General features: G+C 64.1%; 14 protein-coding genes. 4 read left to right on the forward strand and 10 right to left on the reverse strand.

Going from position 1 to position 17,488, the window contains the following annotated elements:
- Nucleotides 1-86: 86 nt before the first annotated feature.
- From phnE (Q7J58_RS00135) to Q7J58_RS00165, 7 genes are all read right to left on the reverse strand, one after another.
- Entirely contained in the window at nucleotides 87-899 is an 813-nt protein-coding gene (gene phnE / locus Q7J58_RS00135; RefSeq protein WP_304821662.1) for a phosphonate ABC transporter, permease protein PhnE, read from the reverse strand.
- Nucleotides 896-1,714 (reverse strand): phosphonate ABC transporter, permease protein PhnE, encoded by an 819-nt coding sequence (gene phnE, locus Q7J58_RS00140; RefSeq protein WP_304821664.1) that lies wholly within the window; start codon nucleotides 1,712-1,714, stop codon nucleotides 896-898. The genes phnE (Q7J58_RS00135) and phnE (Q7J58_RS00140) overlap by 4 nt, the downstream gene beginning before the upstream one ends.
- Nucleotides 1,711-2,535: a phosphonate ABC transporter ATP-binding protein gene (gene phnC / locus Q7J58_RS00145; RefSeq protein ID WP_304821666.1), complete on the reverse strand. Its 825-nt coding sequence runs from the start codon at nucleotides 2,533-2,535 to the stop codon at nucleotides 1,711-1,713. Before phnC ends, phnE (Q7J58_RS00140) begins: the two co-directional genes overlap by 4 nt.
- 12 nt (nucleotides 2,536-2,547) lie before the next feature.
- On the reverse strand, nucleotides 2,548-3,471 hold the full coding sequence (gene phnD / locus Q7J58_RS00150; RefSeq protein ID WP_304821668.1) for a phosphate/phosphite/phosphonate ABC transporter substrate-binding protein: 924 nt from the start codon (nucleotides 3,469-3,471) through the stop codon (nucleotides 2,548-2,550).
- Between the two features lie 213 nt (nucleotides 3,472-3,684).
- On the reverse strand, nucleotides 3,685-5,088 hold the full coding sequence (locus Q7J58_RS00155) for a bifunctional enoyl-CoA hydratase/phosphate acetyltransferase (protein ID WP_304821671.1): 1,404 nt from the start codon (nucleotides 5,086-5,088) through the stop codon (nucleotides 3,685-3,687).
- Nucleotides 5,089-5,123: 35 nt separating this feature from the next.
- Entirely contained in the window at nucleotides 5,124-6,794 is a 1,671-nt protein-coding gene (locus Q7J58_RS00160; protein WP_304821674.1) for a PEP/pyruvate-binding domain-containing protein, read from the reverse strand.
- Nucleotides 6,791-8,731: a phosphate transport regulator gene (locus Q7J58_RS00165; protein WP_304821678.1), complete on the reverse strand. Its 1,941-nt coding sequence runs from the start codon at nucleotides 8,729-8,731 to the stop codon at nucleotides 6,791-6,793. The genes Q7J58_RS00160 and Q7J58_RS00165 overlap by 4 nt, the downstream gene beginning before the upstream one ends.
- Nucleotides 8,732-8,984: 253 nt before the next feature.
- On the opposite strand from Q7J58_RS00165, the gene Q7J58_RS00170 reads away from it, so the two are divergent.
- Together Q7J58_RS00170 and Q7J58_RS00175 are read left to right on the forward strand one after the other, a co-directional pair.
- Nucleotides 8,985-9,284 carry a hypothetical protein gene (locus tag Q7J58_RS00170; RefSeq protein ID WP_304821681.1) on the forward strand — a complete coding sequence of 100 codons (300 nt, stop codon included), beginning with the start codon at nucleotides 8,985-8,987 and terminating at the stop codon, nucleotides 9,282-9,284.
- Nucleotides 9,285-9,722: 438 nt separating this feature from the next.
- Nucleotides 9,723-10,712: a porin gene (locus Q7J58_RS00175; RefSeq protein WP_304821683.1), complete on the forward strand. Its 990-nt coding sequence runs from the start codon at nucleotides 9,723-9,725 to the stop codon at nucleotides 10,710-10,712.
- Nucleotides 10,713-10,863: 151 nt separating this feature from the next.
- Here Q7J58_RS00175 and Q7J58_RS00180 read toward each other — a convergent pair whose 3' ends face one another.
- On the reverse strand, nucleotides 10,864-13,293 hold the full coding sequence (locus tag Q7J58_RS00180; RefSeq protein WP_304821686.1) for a UvrD-helicase domain-containing protein: 2,430 nt from the start codon (nucleotides 13,291-13,293) through the stop codon (nucleotides 10,864-10,866).
- Nucleotides 13,294-13,543: 250 nt separating this feature from the next.
- Between Q7J58_RS00180 and Q7J58_RS00185 the strand changes: the two genes are divergently transcribed.
- Nucleotides 13,544-14,521: a GMP reductase gene (locus tag Q7J58_RS00185; protein ID WP_304821689.1), complete on the forward strand. Its 978-nt coding sequence runs from the start codon at nucleotides 13,544-13,546 to the stop codon at nucleotides 14,519-14,521.
- Between the two features lie 35 nt (nucleotides 14,522-14,556).
- Here Q7J58_RS00185 and Q7J58_RS00190 read toward each other — a convergent pair whose 3' ends face one another.
- Nucleotides 14,557-15,441: an alpha/beta hydrolase gene (locus Q7J58_RS00190; protein ID WP_304821692.1), complete on the reverse strand. Its 885-nt coding sequence runs from the start codon at nucleotides 15,439-15,441 to the stop codon at nucleotides 14,557-14,559.
- Between the two features lie 94 nt (nucleotides 15,442-15,535).
- Here Q7J58_RS00190 and Q7J58_RS00195 point away from each other — a divergent pair, with 94 nt between their 5' ends.
- Nucleotides 15,536-16,447: an NAD(P)-dependent oxidoreductase gene (locus Q7J58_RS00195; RefSeq protein ID WP_304821695.1), complete on the forward strand. Its 912-nt coding sequence runs from the start codon at nucleotides 15,536-15,538 to the stop codon at nucleotides 16,445-16,447.
- Nucleotides 16,448-16,567: 120 nt separating this feature from the next.
- Here the strand turns inward: Q7J58_RS00195 and Q7J58_RS00200 are convergent.
- A partial coding sequence (locus Q7J58_RS00200; protein WP_304821698.1) for a C-terminal helicase domain-containing protein occupies nucleotides 16,568-17,488 on the reverse strand: 921 nt, incomplete at its 5' end.

A 17,488-nucleotide genomic window follows, 5' to 3' on the forward strand; every position in this document is an offset into this window, starting at 1 on the left:
GGCCCCTTCCCCCTCTGGGGGAAGGTTGGGATGGGGGCTGTCGTGGCAATACGGTTGCGGCCCACATTTGCTTTTCTCTACCCCCTTCAAATCAACTTCTCGCGCACCTTCGCCGTGACCCACTCGCTCACCACCACCGTAACCAGAATCAAGATCAGCAGCGTGGTGACCTTGGGCCAGGCCAGCGAACCCAGGGCGGCTTCGAGCTTCACGCCAATGCCCCCCGCCCCCACCAGGCCCAACACGGTGGACTCGCGGATGTTGATGTCCCAGCGAAACACCGTGATACCGGCCAGCGTGGGTGCGACCTGCGGCGCCACACCCCAGGCCATGGTTTGCGCGGTGCTGGCGCCGGTGGCCTCAATGGCTTCGACCTGCGCGCCGTCAATCTCTTCAATGGCTTCGTACAGCAGCTTGCCAATGAAACCAATGGAGCGCAGCGCAATGGCCAAAATGCCAGCCAGCACGCCGGGGCCAAGGATGGCCACCAGCAACAAGGCCCAGATCAGCGAGTTGATGGAGCGCGAGGCCACGATGACGAACAGCGCCACCGGACGCACAAAACGCGTGCTGGGCGTGGTGTTGCGCGCCGCCAAAAAAGCCACCGGCACGGCCATGACCAAACCGATGAGCGTGCCCAGCGTGGCGATGTTGATGGTTTCCCACAGCGGCCACCACAACTCGGGCAAAAAGCCCCAAGCCGGGGGCAGCATGCGCGAGCCAATGTCTTGCACCTGCGCGGGCGCATCGAGCACAAAGGCCCAGATGGTGTCCTGCGTCATCACCTGAAAGGTCCAGGAGACGAAGGCCAGCGCCAGCACCCAGCTGCCGAACACCAGCCAGTCGGCGCGGCGGGAGCGTTTGCGCCACACGGGCAGGCTGTGGTGGTCGGTGTTCACTGGATGCGCTTTCTGAGCCAGCCCGAGCTGTACTCGGCCACCATGACGATGGCGATGATGACCAAAATAATGGCGGCGGCGGAATCGAATTCGTACCGGTCCATGGCGGTGTTGAGCGTGGCGCCAATGCCGCCCGCGCCCACAATGCCAATCACCGCCGACTCGCGGAAGTTGATGTCCAGCCGGTACAGCGACAGGCCCACCAGCCGCGGCATCACCTGCGAGAGCACCGCAAAGTCCAGCACCTGCAGGTAGCCCGCACCGGTGGCGCGCAGCGCCTCCAGTTGCGAGGCTTCAATTTCTTCGATGTCTTCGGCCATGAGCTTGGCCATGAAACCAATGGTGGCGAAGGTCAGCGTGAGGAAGCCGGCAAAGGGCCCAAAGCCAAACATGGCGACCAAAAAGATGGCGACGATGATTTCGTTGAGCGTGCGCGAGAGCGCCACAAAGCTGCGGCAAATCAGGTAGATCCAGGTCGGTGCCAGGTTACGCGCTGCACCCACCGCCACCGGTATGGACAGCAATACACCCAGCGCGGTGGATGTGACGGTCATGGTCAGGCTCTCTTGAAAGCCGATCACGATGTCGTCCCAGCGGCTGGTGAAGTCGGGGTTCAAAAAGCCCTGCACAAAAGCCCAGCCGCGCTCCAGCCCTTGCAGCACCCGGACCCAGTTCACATCGAGCGAGGCGGTGGCGAGCACCAGATACAGCGCGGCGCCAGTGTACAAAGCCCAGCGGGTGAATGGGCTGGCGATGAAGGGCGGGCGCTGCCATGTGCGCGGCGGTGCTGCCGCCGGGGTGGCCAGCGCGCTCATGCGGCCACCAGCGCCAGCTTGCGTTCGTCGGCCTCATCGGCGGCTTGCGCCGTGGCCTGCATGCGCTGGGTGATGGCGGTCCAGTCTTCGTCGCCGTAAATGCGGGTGAGCACCGCGTGGTTCACGTGGGCGGCGGGTCCGTCGTACACCACGCTGCCCGCGCGCAGGCCCACGATGCGCGGCAAAAATTCGGTCGCCAGCACCACGTCGTGGATGTTCACAATGGCCGCCAGCCCGCGTTCCTGGCACAGCTCCAAAATGAGCCGCATGATCTGGCGCGAGGTCTTGGGGTCCAGGCTGGCGGTGGGCTCGTCCACCAGCAGCAGCTTGGGGCTTTGCATCAGCGCCCGCGCAATGCCCACGCGCTGGCGCTGCCCGCCCGAGAGCGCGTCGGCGCGTTTGTTCTCCATGCCGCTCAGGCCCACGCGCTCCAGCAGCGAATACGCCTGCGCGATGTCATCGCCCTGAAAGCGGCGGAACCAACTGGCCCAGAAACCGGTGTAACCCAGTCGCCCTGAGAGCAGGTTTTCCATCACCGTCAGGCGCTCCACCAGCGCGTATTCCTGAAAAATCATGCCGATCTGGCGCCTGGCCTGGCGCAGACCCGACGCGCCCAGCGCGCCCAGGTCTTGGCCGTCCAGATCGATCTGCCCACTGCTGGGCTGCACCAGGCGGTTGACGCAGCGGATCAGGGTGGACTTGCCGGCCCCGGACGGACCGATCAGCCCCAACACCTCACCCGCCCCCACACGCAGACTCACGCCCTGGAGGGCCAGGTCGCCGGTGGGGTAGCGTTTGTCCAACTGACGCAACTCAAGCATGGTTCGGTTCCCTTATTTGCAGGCGTAGCTCACGCTCATGGCCTGGTCAATGTCGCGCACCACTTGCCAATGCTGCTTGTAGGTGATGGGCATGAACTTCTCTTGCGGTGGCTCGGCCTTGTTGAACTCGGCGGCCAGGGCGGTGCCTTCCCAGTTGTAGCTGAAGAAGGCCTGCTTGACCTTCTCGGCCAACTCGGGCTTGAGGTTGTAGACGTGGCCATAACCGGTGGTGGGAAAGGTCTGCGACTTGTAGATGACCTGGGTCTGCTCGGGCTTGACCACACCGCGCGCCTCCATGCGGACCTTCACCGAATTGGCGATGGCGGCTGCCGGGTAGTCTTTGTTGGCCACGCCCAAAATGGAGTTGTCGTGTTTGCCGCTGAAAACGGGCGTGTAGTCTTTGCCCGCTTCCATCTTGAACTGCTCGCGCAGCAGGGCCGACGGGGCTTTGTAGCCCGAGTTGGAGGTCTCGGACGTGAAGGCCAGGCGCTTGCCCTTGATGTCTTCGATCTTGTCGATGCCGCTGCCCGGGAACGTGATGATCTCCATCTCGTAGCCAAAACGGTTGTCTTTGGACGCCATCATGGTGAACGGCACAAAGCCCGCGCAGTTCACCGCCAGCGGGTTGGAGCCGGTGTTGAAACCCGCCACGTGCAGGCGGCCTGCGCGCATGGCTTCGAGCTGGGCTGCGTTGCTCTGCACCGGGAAGAACTGCACTTTTTTACCCGTGGTTTTGGCCAGGTGGTCCACAAAACCTTCCCAGACCTTGGCGTACACGGCGGGGTCTTCAACGGGCGTGTAGGCAAAGACCAGGGTGGCGGGGTCGATCCACTGCTTGGGGTCGGTGGGCGCATCGGCCACCAGATCGCCGTTGGCGTCTTTGAAGCGGGGGTCCATGGCGTGGGCTGTCAGGGCAATGTGACGAACTGCAAACATATGAACTCCGTTGCGGGGTTGAAAGGAAAAAATGACGTTAATCAACCCTTGTGACACCGGGGTGACAGGGTTTTGAAGGTCGAATGAAAAGGCGGGCACCCGCGCAGAGGCAGGTGCCCGCTCAGCAAGCCATCTGTTCGCCCATGAGACCGCTCTGCCTGCAGCCCGGTCCATTCACGCAGCAAGGCCCCACCAGCCCGCTGCATCCCTGGTTTAGCTTTTGCCGGTTTTTCCGTGGTGGGCCACCAGCTGCGCCAGCAAGGCCGAGGCGGCGCGAGACCTTGGGCCATCGGCCCGGCTCGTCAGCGCGATCGGCACGCGGGCGCCGAGCACGATACCGGCACCGGTGGCACCGGCGAGGTATTCGAGTTGCTTGGCCAGCATGTTGCCGCTCTCCAGGTCGGGCACCACCAAAATATCGGCCTGCCCGGCCACGGGCGACTCGATGTTTTTGATGAGCGCAGCTTCAGCGGAAATGGCGTTGTCAAAGGCCAGCGGCCCGTCCAGCAGGCCGCCCCGAATCTGGCCCCGGTCGGCCATCTTGCACAGGGCGGCGGCGTCCAGCGTGGACGGCATGTTGGAGCTGACGTTCTCCACCGCCGACAACACGGCCACCCGGGGCACGTCAACGCCCATCAGGCGCGCAAAGTCGATGGCGTTTTGCACGATGTCCACCTTCTCTTCCAGCGTGGGGCGGATGTTGAGCGCGGCATCGGTGATGAGCAAGGGCTTGCTGTAGAGCGGCACATCGAACCGGAACACATGCGACATGCGCCGCCCGGTGCGCAGCTCTTTGCGGGCCAGCACGGCCTGGATGAACTCGTTGGTGTGCAGACTGCCCTTCATCAGGCTTGCCACCTCGCCAGCGGCGGCCAGGGCGGCGGCGTGTTCGGCCGACGCGTGGCTGTGCGGCGTGTTGACCAGTTCCATGCCGTTCAAATCGAGGGCGAATTCTTCGGCCAGCGCCCGAATGCGGTTTTCAGGGCCCATGAGCACCGGCAGCAGCAGCCCGTAGCCTGCGGCTTCCACCGCGCCGCGCAGCGAGCCCTCGTCGCACGGGTGGGCCACGGCGCAGCGCACGGCGGGCATGTGGCGCACCATGGCCAGCAAGTCGTTGAAGCGGGCTTCGGGGTCAAACACCTGAATGGTGGGCACGCTGCCCCGGGGCATGCGCACCTTGTGGGCGGGGGCCAGCACGCGCGCCACGCCGCTGACCACGCATTCGCCTTTCTGGTTGAGCGCTTCGCAGGCCAGTTCCACCACTTTTTTCTGCGTGTCTTTGGCGATGACGGTGGCGCTCACGGTCAAGGTGTCGCCAATGCGAACCGGGCGCGAGAAGTGCAGGGCCTGGTCCAGATAAATGGTGCCGGTGCCGGGAAACTGGGTGCCCAGCAACGCAGAAATGAGGGCGCCGCTCCACATGCCGTGGCCAATGACGCCATGAAACAAGGTGTCGTTGGCGTATTCGGCGTTCAGGTGCGCGGGGTTGGTGTCGCCAGAAACCGCCGCAAAAGCCTGGATGTCGTGCGGGGTCAGGGTGCGCAGCAAGCGGGCGCTCTGGCCAATGTGCAGTTCGTCAAAGGTGTGGTTTTCGACAAAGTCGTTGCCCATGTTCATGGTGGCTTTCTCCGGGGTGGCTCTGGATCGTGGACTTATAAGGCGGTGGTGGCGGCGGGCTGCGCATGCTTGCCCGGCTTGTGTTGCGTGGCGTGGTTGGCGGACTGGCGCAGCGCAGCCAGCCGCGCCAGCAAATCCTCGTCGGCCACCGCCACCGTGGTCACTGGGCCTGCGTAGACCCGACCGTCGTTGCCGTCGAGCGTGATCACATCGCCCTCGGCGAACGCGTGTTCACCCAGTCGCACACTGCGGTGGGCCTCGTCGATCTGCAAGGCGCTGCAAGCCACCAGGCAGACGCGGTTCATCTGCCGCGCCACCACGGCGGCGTGCGAGGTGCGCGCGCCGCGCTGTGTCAGCAAACCGACGGCGGCATTCAACGCGGCGATGTCGGTGGTTTGGGTGTCTTGCCGCACCAACACCACCGCCACACCGGCGTCGGCGCGTTCCTGCACGCGCTGGGCGTCCAGCGCAATCTCGCCACTGACCACGCCATTGCAGGCCGACAACGCCTGTGCCACGGGCGTGGCGGGCGCCGCGCCGGGCTGGTCCGCGTGTTGCGCCACGAGCCGCTGGGTGGTGAGGTCGCTGTCTTGCAGCGCTTGGGTGCGCTCCAGCGCCTGCTCGGCGCTGATCAGGCCTTCGTCCAGCATGTCCAACGCGATGCGGGCTGCGGCCTGCGGCGTGCGCTGGCCCGAGCGGGTTTGCAGCATGTAGAGCGCGCCGTCCTCTACGGTGAATTCAAAGTCCTGCATGTCCTGGAATTCTTGCTCCAGCCGCAAGGCAATGGCCTGCAGCTCGTTCCAGGCGTCGGGAGCGGTCTGGGCCAGCACCTCGTGCCCATGCGCGTTGCGCTGGCCGGCCACCACGTCTTCGCCCTGGGCGTTGGCCAAAAAGTCCACCCAGATGGTGTTGTGGCCGCCGGTCGGGTCGCGCGTGAAGCCCACACCCGCGCCACAATGGCAGCCCGCGTTGCCGAACACCATGCGCTGAATGGTGACGGCGGTGCCCATGGCGTCGTCGATGCCGTGCATGCTGCGGTAGCTGGTGGCCTTGGGCAAGTGCCACGAGGCGAACACGGCATGCACCGCGCCGCTGAGTTGGGCGCGCACATCTTGCGGAAAGTCTTCGCCTGCGTTCTCGCGGTAAATGGCGAGGAAGCGCTTGCTCAGTTCGCGCAGCTCGCTGAAATCGAGCAAACGTTCGTCCTGGCCTTGTGTGGTGCGCTGGATTTCGTCCTCAAACAGAGCACCCGGCAAGCCGGCCACCACCTCGCCGTAGCTGGCGATCAGGCGGCGGTAGGCATCCCAGACCAGGCGTGGGTTGCCGGTCTGGCGCAGCAGGCCGGGCAGCGTGGCCTCGCACAGGCCCACGTTGAGCAGGGTTTCCATCATGCCGGGCATGGACACCGGCGCGCCCGAGCGCACCGAGACGATGAGGGGCTGGCGTGGATCACCAAACACCATGCCGGTGGCCGATTCCAGCGCCGGCAGACCCACGCTGAAGAGCGGCAGCATGCAGTCTTCGGGCGCACGGGTGAAGTGGGTGCCCACCACCAATGCAGCTGGCACCGGCAAGCCGATGGCGGCCATGCGCAGCAGGTTGTGGGCTTTGGAGCCCATGTTCTCGCGCGTGGGTTTGTGGTGCGGCGGCGTCTGGCCGCTGGCGACCAGGTAAAAGTGCTTGGGCCAGTGGTGCGTGGCGTTCATGCGGTCATTCCCGATTTGTTGAAAACCAGTTTGCGCAGCGCGTAACCCGCGCTGAGCAGGCTGTCGGTGGCTTTCTCGATGGTGGCGGCCAGTTCGGTGGCGAGTGAAAACAAGGCCGGTGTCGCATGCAGGGTTTGCACGATGCGTGCCCGGGCGCTGCGCAACAGGTCGTCGCAAATGCGCTCGGCGCGCAGCATGCGCCAGAGCGCCTGCAGGAAGGCTTCGCTGTCGGCGGGTTCGGTGTGTTCGCTCATGTGGCGCGCAATTTCGATCGCCTTGATCTGGTCCTGAATGGCGGCCAGCGTGGTGTCGGCCAGTTCGCCCAGCACCGCATTCACCGCTGCGGGCAACCCGGCCAGGGGCTGTGTCAGCGTCATGCTGTGGATGAAAGTGGCCTCTTCCAGTGCGTCGGCAATGTCGTCCATGTCGTCGAGCAGCTGCACCATGGGCAGCCAGCGCGGCTGGCGCTCGGCGCGTCGGCGCGCCTCCATGAGCAGGTGGTCGGCCTTGCGCTCCCAGTTTTTGGCACGCTGCACCGCGTCGGCCGTGGTGCTGGCGAACTCCAGCGCCTCGCTCAGTGCCAGGGCCAACGCGTGGCAGAAGGCCGCATGTTCGGCCAGCAAATCAAATTCAAAGGTGCGCCGCTGCAGCACGCGGGCCAGCAGCAAGCGGGCTTCGTCGGCAATCAGCGCCACCGGCTGTTGCTCACGCAGTTTCACGCTGGCCATGCGCAGCAGGTCTTGTAAAAAGGCTTGCGTGGCGGCCTCGCCCAGCACCTGGTCAAGCCGGTCGCCAATGCGAAACGCGTCGGCGTCCACCGCCTGCATGGCTTCGTAAATGAGCTGCTCACCACCGGCCAACAGCCAGGCCATGTGGCCCAGATCGTGGTCGGCTGCGTAACGCAGCACGGCCATGGCCACCGGTTTTCGCACAAATTCCTGCAACCGCTTGCGGGCGCGGTTCCAGTCGATCACAAACACAATGCGCGAGGCCACCGCTTCCAGCGCCATGTGCAAGGCCTCGTCATCGGCCGCCGTGAAGACCGCGTTGCCCACCTGGTACGGTTTGCCCTGGTTCAGCCCTGCCGTGGTGCGCGGGTCAAACACCGTCCATTCAAAGCCAGCGCCTTCCAGCATCTGCCGGAAGAAGCCAAACCGGGGCACATGCAGATCGGAATAGGTCAGGTGGATGCGGCGCCCTTCCACTTCGATCACCAACACATGCGCATCGTTGGTGCCAATATCGTTCTGAATCAACAGGCGACCGCCGTCGCGGGTCACAGCCGTGTCCAGGCCCGGATGGCTGAACTTGAGCACGGCGGTGCGCGCCAGCCCGCGCATGAAGGCGCGGATCAAGGGCCGGTCGCCGTCCTCGACCTGCCAGACGTGCGCACCGTCCACATCCTCCGTGGCCACCGCCACCGCCATGGTGTTGAGCTGTTTGTGCAAGTCCATCACCAGCAGGTGAAAGCTGTCGCTGCCATGGCGGTTGCCGTGCGTCAGGTCGCTGAGCGCCTGCGGGCTCAGCCCTTCTTCGTCGTTGAGTTCTTCGATTCTCTTGAGCCAGTGGTCGCGCCGCGCGGCGAGGGCCACGTTTTTGTGCTCGGCCACGTCGCACAGCGGGCGCGCCATGATGCTCAGGTCAGAGGCCAGCGCCGTCAGCCACTGCGCAAGCTCGGGCACGATCAATGTCTGGTCTTGCAGGTAGGCGGTGGTAGCCACGTCTTTGAGCCAGGAGGCATCGCGCAGGCCCAGGTGGGCAATTTCGCGCGACCAGTCGGGGGAAGTCGCTGCGGGATTGGCGGCACGCTGCGCCGCCGACTGCAGCACCGACAAGTACAGCTTGAGGCGGTCGTTGGCCTGCAGGGCCGCCTTGACCCAGGCGGGCAGCAGCAGCGTGGACTGGCCGAGCGAAGCCACCGCATTTTCTTTTTCCATACAACCTCCTTTGCAATCTGTTGGTTTTCAATCTTGCACAAGACTTGTGGCGACACAGTGACAAAACGGTCGCAACCGGTGTCGATCCAGCAGGCGATACGACCGACAGAGGCCGTTTTTCAGTCACAAAACTGCCACACAACCGTCATCACGCCACGCAGCGACCCCGTTATGCTTTGTCACAAATGACTGGGATGCGGTGCCTGAACTTCATCCCTCCTGCATCCACTGTTTTGAAAGCACGAGGTTGTCCATGAGAGCCCTTAAAAAAACCCGCAAACTGATTGAGCGCAACCCCGAAAAACCAGAGGCCAAGATCCTGTCGGCCTTGGTCGTGGCGTTGGAGTCAGAAGAACCGTTCAAACTCGCCGAGTTGTATCAACTGGACTACGACGATTTCAACCTGGCCCTGCAGTTGCTCAACGAATGGCGACTGGACCGTTACTACAGCAGCAAGGCGGTTTTGCTGGACATCTCGATGCAGCTGGGCCAGCTGCTGGAAGATCAAACTCAAACGGCACCGGTTGCCACCGACGTCGCCGCAAAACCCTAACGGGCCAACGAGCGGCGTGCGCGGGCGCCGCCACACCCGGCGCCGTTTCGCCACAACATCCTTCATAACGCCCAACGCACCAAGGGTTGGGCTGTCTTTACAGTTCCTCTTTCCTCATTCACTTGGCAGGCAGACCCAGCGCAGGCTCCTGACCCCTCAATAGCTGCAGCAGGTTCCGCCAACGGGCTTGGCCTGCAGACCGTTATCGCCGGCCTCTGGCGAGACTGGGTGTGCAAGAACGCACCACCCCACGGCGCCCAACACAGGTGCGACCCCGCAAATCCCTGAGAATTTTGTTGCCAATTTACAACAACAAGGGGAAATACGGCTTGTGTCACAAAGGTTTTATGGTCGTTGGATAAAATACACCTACCTGATTGCAATCGGCAACGGGCTCGGGTCAAAAACCCTTGCGACACACTTTTTTTGGAAACCCTCATGAAAAAATCCCTTATCGCTTTGGCCGTTCTGGCCGCTTCGGGTGCCGCACTGGCACAGTCGTCTGTGACCATCTATGGCCGTCTGGACGCATCCGTGGGTAGCGAAGACAAGATCGCCGCTGGCAGCGACACCAAATTGTTCTCGGGCGGTACCGTTGGCCTGACCACGCCGCGCCTGGGTTTCCTCGGCAGCGAAGACCTGGGCGGCGGCCTCAAGGCCACGTTCAAGCTGGAGCAGCGCATTGACATCGACACCGGCGCACTGCAGGCTCCTTCGTTCAAGGGCGAAAGCAGCGTCGGCTTGGCCGGTGGTTTTGGTGCCGTTCGCATGGGCCGCATGACCACGCCCTTCGACGACGCGCGCGCGCTGTCGAACAAATACAACGTGTTCGATTCCAACGGATTCACCCCCACCGCTGCCGTGTTCAAGACAGGCGGCGCTAACGCCGATTACAGCAGCCGCAACAACGGCATGATCCGCTACGACAGCCCCAACTTTGGCGGTGTGTACGGTACCGTGTCCCACGCTTTCGAGCAAACGGCAGGCGCCGACGACACCGTCACCAGCATGCTGCTGGGCTACAAGGCAGGCGGCCTGAACGTGGGTCTGGGCTACCAGGACGAGAAGACCAAGCAGCAGTACACCGCCCTGGTCGCTGCCTACGACTTCGGTTCGTTCGCTCTCTCCGGTGGCTACAACACCCGCAAGGCCGATGCCGCTGCCGGTGGCAAAGACAACGAGTACAACTTTGGCGTGGAAGTGCCCTTCGGCGCAGTCAAGCTGTCGGCTGGCTACGCTGGCGGTGAGACCAAGGTCAACGGTGTGAAGACGATCGAGTCGTCCGGCTTCGGTCTGGGTGCGAAATACGCCCTGTCCAAGCGCACCAGCCTGTACGGCGGCTACAGCAGCGTGAAAGCGGAAAACGCCGCTGGCGTGAAAACCACCGACACCCAAATCTTCGCTCTGGGCGTGCGCCACGACTTCTGATCTGCTGAGATGGCGCACGGGGTGTGCGCCTTGTGTTCTCCAAGGTTGCGCGGAGGTTCCAAGCCGATCAGAGACCGCGTGACTTTTTGATGCCGTGACCGGTTCGCCGGTCGCGGCTTTTTTGTCCGCGCAACAGAGTCAGACCCCGCGTTCAGTCGTCCACCGGTGTGAGTTTGGCCACGCTCAAGGCCAGCCACTTCACCCCGTGGCGTGAAAAGCTCACCTGAGCGCGGGCGTCGGCGCCAGCGCCCTCAATGGACAGCACCTTGCCTTCGCCAAACTTGTTGTGAAACACCTTTTGGCCGGCCTTCACGCCGGTCTGGCGGTCGGGCTCGGGCGCGTTGTGTCCCAGGCCCTTGGGGTCGCCGCGTTCGGCGAACCCGGGCGACCACGACGGCTGCAGCACGGGTGCCGCACCCAAACTGCGCTGCCCGTTGTGCCAGGCACCTGTGCCACCCGCCATACCCGCACCACCACCCGCCCCCCAACCCGCTTGCTGCGGTGTGAGCCACTTCAGGCACGCGGCGGGCAGCTCGTCAAAGAAACGGCTGGGCATGTTGTAGCGCGTCTGCCCGTGCAGCATGCGTGTTTGCGAATGGCTCAGGTACAGGCGCTTGCGCGCACGCGTGATGGCCACGTACATGAGGCGGCGCTCTTCTTCCAGCCCGTCGCGGTCGTTCATGGCGTTTTCGTGCGGAAACAGGCCCTCTTCCATGCCGGTGATGAACACGCAGTCAAACTCCAACCCCTTGGCGGCATGCACCGTCATGAGCTGCACCGCGTCTTGGCCGGCCTGGGCCTGGTTGTCGCCCGACTCCAGCGCGGCGTGCGTGAGGAAAGCGGCCAGCGGGCTCATGGTTTCGCCGGTGTCGGCGTCCGGGGCGAGCGGCTCGTCGAGCATTGGCAACGATGCGTCCAGCCCCTGGCTGGCCGGGCTTTGCGTGAGCGGCTGGCCTTGTGCATCCACCGTGCGCGCCACCGCGTCGCGGCCAAAGCCTTCAATGCCCACAAAGCTGTTGGCGGCGCTCACCAGCTCTTCCAGGTTCTCCACCCGGTCTTGGCCTTCGCGCTCGGCGCGGTAGTGTTCCAGCAGGCCGCTGTGCTGCAGCACCAGCTCCATGATTTCGCTCAGCGTCATGCCCGCGCTTTGCTCGCGCAGCACATCGAGCTTGGCCACAAAGCCGCCAATGGCCACACCGGCCCGGCCGGTGACGGCGCTCACCGCATCGTGTAGCGAGCAGCCCGAGGCACGCGCCACGTCTTGCAGCTGCTCGATGCTGCGCGCGCCGATGCCGCGCGGCGGGAAATTGACGACGCGCATGAAGCTGGTGTCGTCGTTGGGGTTCTCCAGCAGGCGCAAATAGGCCAGGGCGTGCTTGATCTCGGCGCGCTCGAAGAAGCGCAGGCCGCCGTACACGCGGTACGGCATGCCGGCGTTGAACAGTGCGGTTTCCACCACACGGCTTTGCGCGTTGCTGCGGTAGAGCACGGCCATTTCGGTTTTGGGCACGTCTTCGCGCGCGAGTTGCTTCATCTCGTCCACCATCCACTGCGCTTCGGCAAAGTCGCTGGTGGCTTCAAACACGCGCACCGGCTCGCCCGCGCCGGCGTCGGTGCGCAGGTTTTTCCCCAGGCGGTGGCTGTTGTGGCTGATGAGCTCGTTGGCGGAGTCCAGGATGTTGCTGCAGCTGCGGTAGTTCTGCTCCAGCTTGATCTGGTGACGCACCCGGAACTCGCGCACAAAGTCGGTCATGTTGCCCACCCGCGCACCACGAAACGCGTAGATGCTCTGGTCGTCGTCACCCACGGCAAACACCGCGTTGCCGGGGCCGCTCAAGCCCTCCACCGGCGGTGCGCTGAACATCTTGATCCACGCGTATTGCAGGCGGTTGGTGTCTTGAAACTCGTCAATCAGGATGTGGCGAAAGCGGCGCTGGTAGTGCTCGCGCACCTGGTCATTGTCGCGCAACACCTCGTAGCTGCGCAGCATGAGTTCACCAAAATCCACCACACCTTCGCGCTGGCACTGCTCTTCGTAGAGCGTGTACAGCTCCACTTTTTTGCGGGTTTCTTCGTCACGCAGCTTCACGTCAGCGGGACGCTTACCGTCCTCTTTGCAGCCGCTGATGAAGTGTTGAACCTGTTTGGGCGGAAAGCGCTCGTCGTCCACGTTGAACTGCTTGCACAGGCGCTTCACAGCGGAGAGCTGGTCTTGCGTGTCCAGAATCTGGAAGGTTTGCGGCAAATGGGCCAGCTTGTGGTGGGCGCGCAGGAAGCGGTTGCACAGGCCGTGAAAGGTGCCGATCCACATGCCGCGCACGTTGATGGGCAGCATGCTGCCCAGGCGGGTCATCATTTCCTTGGCGGCCTTGTTGGTGAAGGTCACCGCCAAAATGCCCCCGGGCGTGACCTGCCCGGTTTGCAACAGCCAGGCAATGCGGGTGGTGAGCACGCGGGTTTTGCCCGATCCGGCGCCCGCCAAAATGAGCGCGTGCTCGGCGGGCAGCGTGACAGCGGCACTTTGCTCGGTGTTCAGGCCCGCCAGCAGCGGGGACGGGGAAGCGGATGGTTCAAACAACATGCGGTCGATTGTAGAAAGGCCCGCCAGCGGGTGCACGCCATACGCCAAACCTTATAAAGCCCATACAGGCCCCGGTGTCCGCGCGCCCTGTTGAAAGGCGGGTGATGCGCCTAGAATCGGTCACCGGGCCCAAGATTCTTGCGCCCGGTTTCTTTTTGGCCGGATGGTTTCCCGCCAGATGGTCGACCGGACTGCAGGCCAAGCGCTCTCCCTGTTCACACACAACAGTTTTCTGGAGCCTGGTTTTTTTATGGAAATTTTTGACTACGACAACGTTCTGCTGCTGCCGCGCAAATGCCGCGTGGAGAGCCGTTCGGCGTGCGACGCTGGCGTGGAGCTGGGTGGGCGCAAGTTTCGCCTGCCGGTGGTGCCGGCCAACATGAAAACGGTGGTGGATGAAACCATCTGCCTCTGGATGGCCCAGAACGGTTACTTCTACGTGATGCACCGCTTCGACCTGGACAACGTGGCGTTCGTGCGCCACATGCATGCCCAGGGCGTTTACGCCTCCATCTCGCTGGGCGTGAAAGCGCCCGACCGCGCCACGGTGGACACGCTGGCCGCCGAGGGTCTGGTGCCCGAATACATCACCATCGACATTGCCCACGGCCATGCCGACAGCGTGCGCGACATGATCGGCTACATCAAGGCCCGGCTGCCCAGCAGCTTTGTGATTGCCGGCAACGTGGCCACGCCCGAAGCGGTGATTGACCTGGAAAACTGGGGCGCCGACGCCACCAAGGTGGGCGTCGGGCCGGGCAAGGTCTGCATCACCAAGCTCAAAACCGGTTTTGGCACCGGCGGCTGGCAGCTGTCAGCCTTGAAATGGTGCGCCCGCGTGGCCACCAAACCCATCATTGCCGACGGCGGCATCCGCAGCCACGGCGACATCGCCAAGAGCGTGCGCTTTGGCGCGTCCATGGTCATGATCGGCTCTCTGTTTGCCGGCCACGAAGAGTCGCCCGGCAAAACGGTGGAGGTGGATGGCCAGCTGTTCAAGGAATACTACGGCTCGGCCAGCGACTTCAACAAGGGCGAGTACAAGCACGTCGAAGGCAAGCGCATCCTGGAGCCCATCAAGGGCAAGCTGGCCAACACGCTGGTGGAGATGGAGCAAGACGTGCAAAGCTCCATCAGCTACTCGGGCGGCACCAAGCTAATGGATGTGCGCAAGGTCAACTATGTGATTTTGGGCGGCGACAACGCGGGTGAACATTTGTTGATGTAGGGGATGTTCCACCCCCGCGCCGGAAAAGCCTGGGCCTATTCCTTCAACAGTTGCAGCGCCAGCTGGTGCAACCGGTGCCCGGGCTGCACCAGCGCTTCCAGCACGCTGAAGTGGTTCAGGCCCGGCAGGGCTTCGCACACGGGCACCACGTCCTGGCCCCAGACCTGCTGGATCATCTGGTTCTGGCGCAAAAACTCGCTGCTCTCATCGCCGCCAGCCACGGTGTAGAGCAGGCCACGGCCTTGCTGCGCGGCTGGGGCGGGCAGCAAGGCCGGGCTGGCTTTCTTGACCTGCGCCGGTGTCAGCCGCAGCGAATCGGCCAGAAACGGGGTGTGACGCAGCGGCTCCAGGTCGTACAGGCCCGAGATGGACAGTGCGTTTTTCACCAGAGCAGGCGGCAAACCCGGCAGGTAAGCGGGCCATTGGCAGGCCAGCAGCATGGCGGCCAGGTGCCCTCCGGCCGAATGCCCCACCACCGTGATGCGGTGGGGATCACCGCCGCAGGTGGCGATGTGTCGGTACACCCAGGCCAGGGCTTTCACCATCTGCAAGGCGATGTCGGGAATGGTGACCGCCGGGCACAGCGCGTAGTTGGGCACCACCACGCAGGCGCCCTGCTTCACAAAAGCCGGGGCCAGGAAAGCATGTTCGGCCTTGTCCAGGCTGCGCCAGTAGCCACCATGAATGAACACCAGCACCGGCGCAGACGCCCCGCCCGGCTGGCTTTCGGCGGGAAAGATATCCAGCGTTTCGCCGCTGCCGTGTCCATAGGCCAGGTCCAGCCCGGCCCCGCTGGCTTGGCGGGCCACCGCCGAGTCGCGCACCCAGCGTTCAAAATGGCTGGCGTACTCGGGCACAAGGGCACGGTTGTTGTACTGGCTGTCCAGCCAGGCCGGGTCGGGGCGGTTGGGGGTTTTCATGCGTCGGCATTGTGTCACGCACCCCGGCACACGCCGCCTACAATTTTCGACACACCGCCCTCCCCGGTACCCCAATTCCTTGAGAACAACCCCAGTGAACACCTCGACCACACACCCAAACCCATCCCAACGACCCGCTCAAGTGGCCGTGCTCGGCATCGGCATGATGGGTTTTCCCATGGCGCGCCGTTTGTGCGAAGCGGGCTGCGCCGTGAGTGTGTGGAACCGATCCCAAACCAAGGCCGAACGCCTGCTGCCGTTCGGTGCCCGGGTGGCGGACACACCGGCCGACGCGGTGGCCCAAGTGGACACCGTCATCACGCTGCTGGAAAACGGTGCGGTGGTGGAAGACGTGCTGTTTGCCCAAGGTTCGGCGCAAGCCCTGCGCCCCGGCACGCTGGTGGTGGACATGTCGTCCATACAGCCACGCCAGGCGCGCGAGCACGCCGCGCGGCTGCAAGCGCAGGGAGTGCACCACCTGGATGCACCGGTGTCGGGCGGCACGGTGGGCGCTGAGGAGGGCACGCTGGCCATCATGGCGGGCGGGGCAATCGCCGACTTTGAGCGTGTACAGCCGCTGCTGGAACTGCTGGGGCGCCCCACCCACGTGGGCCCGCACGGTGCCGGTCAGCTCGCCAAACTGGCCAACCAGATGATTGTGGGCATCACCATAGGCGCGGTGGCCGAGGCGCTGTTGCTGTGCGAAAAAGGCGGTGCCGACATGGCCAAGGTCAAGCAAGCCATCAGCGGCGGCTTTGCCGACAGCCGCATCCTGCAGGTGCACGGCCAGCGCATGGTTGAACGCGACTTCACCAAACGCGCTGCCATCACGGTGCAGCTCAAGGACATGCGCAATGCGCTGGCCACAGCGGGGGAAATTGGCTTTGAAGCGCCCATCACCGGCCTGTTTGAACAGCTGTTTGCCCAGGCCACCGAACACGGACTCGGCGACCTGGACCACTCGGCGCTGTTTGTGGAGCTGGCGCAGCGCAACGGCATGCGCTGAAAAACAGCGTGTGAACGGCTGCGCAGGTGTCGACAGCGGGTGCGAGCAGACGCAAAAAAGCCGGACACAAGTTCCGGCTTTTTTGGATGGGCCCAAAGGCCCCTTCACATGCTTGCGCGCTTAACGTGGGCTGCGGCGTGCCACTGGGCGGGCGGGTGCGCCACCTTCGGTGCGGCGGGGAGCGAACTCACCACCGCGCATGGCGGTGCGCTCGGAGTTGCCACGGTCGCTGAAGCGGTCACCACCGCGGGTGTCGGGGCGGCCAAAGCCGGATGCACCCGCAGGCTTGGCACCAAAGCCACTGCGCGCTGCGGGCTTGTCACCAAAACCACGGCTGGCGGGGCGGCTTTCGCCCCGGTTGTCAAAGCGGTTTTCGGTGCGGGGGGCTTCGCGCTCGAAACGGTTGCCTTCAAAGCGCGGTGCATCGCCGCGGCCCTCGAAGCGGGGTGCATCACCACGTCCTTCGAAACGGGGGGCTTCGTTGCGACCTTCGAAGCGCGGTGCGTCACCACGGCCTTCGAAACGCGGGCCACGCGGTGCGGGTGCGCCACGGCGATCTGCAAAACGGTCGTTGCTGTTGCCACGGCCGGCTGGGCGGCCACCGGGTGCGCCACGGCCAAACGGCTCGGCGGACGGAGCGCGCTGGCGCGGCTCCATGCCAGGGATGGTTTCCACCGCAATGCGCTGGCGGGTGAAAGCTTCGATGTCGAAGATCTTGCGGCGGTCGCGCATTTCAGCAAACGTGATGGCTTGGCCATCGCGCCCAGCACGGCCGGTGCGGCCAATGCGGTGCGTGTAGTCTTCGGCTTTCATCGGCAGGCCGAAGTTGAACTCGTGGGTGATGGTGGGCACGTCAATGCCACGGGCCGCCACATCGGTGGCCACCAGAATTTGCACCTGGCCGTCGCGCAGCGCCATCAGGCGGCGGTTGCGAATGCCCTGGCTCAGCGCGCCGTGCAATGCCACAGCGGCACAGCCGGACTGCTGCAGGTCGGTCGCCAAGCCGTCGCATTCAATTTGCGTGATGCAAAACACAATGGC

Source organism: Hydrogenophaga sp., assembly GCF_030656115.1.
In the GTDB taxonomy this organism is placed as follows: Bacteria; Pseudomonadota; Gammaproteobacteria; order Burkholderiales; family Burkholderiaceae_C; genus Hydrogenophaga.

Bases quoted from the DNA above. Each gene is read 5' to 3' on its own strand.
- phnE (WP_304821664.1), bottom strand. From the start codon at position 1,714: ATGAGCGCGCTGGCCACCCCGGCGGCAGCACCGCCGCGCACATGGCAG.
- phnC (WP_304821666.1), bottom strand. From the start codon at position 2,535: ATGCTTGAGTTGCGTCAGTTGGACAAACGCTACCCCACCGGCGACCTG.
- phnD (WP_304821668.1), bottom strand. From the start codon at position 3,471: ATGTTTGCAGTTCGTCACATTGCCCTGACAGCCCACGCCATGGACCCC.
- Q7J58_RS00155 (WP_304821671.1), bottom strand. From the start codon at position 5,088: ATGAACATGGGCAACGACTTTGTCGAAAACCACACCTTTGACGAACTG.
- Q7J58_RS00160 (WP_304821674.1), bottom strand. From the start codon at position 6,794: ATGAACGCCACGCACCACTGGCCCAAGCACTTTTACCTGGTCGCCAGC.
- Q7J58_RS00165 (WP_304821678.1), bottom strand. From the start codon at position 8,731: ATGGAAAAAGAAAATGCGGTGGCTTCGCTCGGCCAGTCCACGCTGCTG.
- Q7J58_RS00170 (WP_304821681.1), top strand. From the start codon at position 8,985: ATGAGAGCCCTTAAAAAAACCCGCAAACTGATTGAGCGCAACCCCGAA.
- Q7J58_RS00175 (WP_304821683.1), top strand. From the start codon at position 9,723: ATGAAAAAATCCCTTATCGCTTTGGCCGTTCTGGCCGCTTCGGGTGCC.
- Q7J58_RS00180 (WP_304821686.1), bottom strand. From the start codon at position 13,293: ATGTTGTTTGAACCATCCGCTTCCCCGTCCCCGCTGCTGGCGGGCCTG.
- Q7J58_RS00185 (WP_304821689.1), top strand. From the start codon at position 13,544: ATGGAAATTTTTGACTACGACAACGTTCTGCTGCTGCCGCGCAAATGC.
- Q7J58_RS00190 (WP_304821692.1), bottom strand. From the start codon at position 15,441: ATGAAAACCCCCAACCGCCCCGACCCGGCCTGGCTGGACAGCCAGTAC.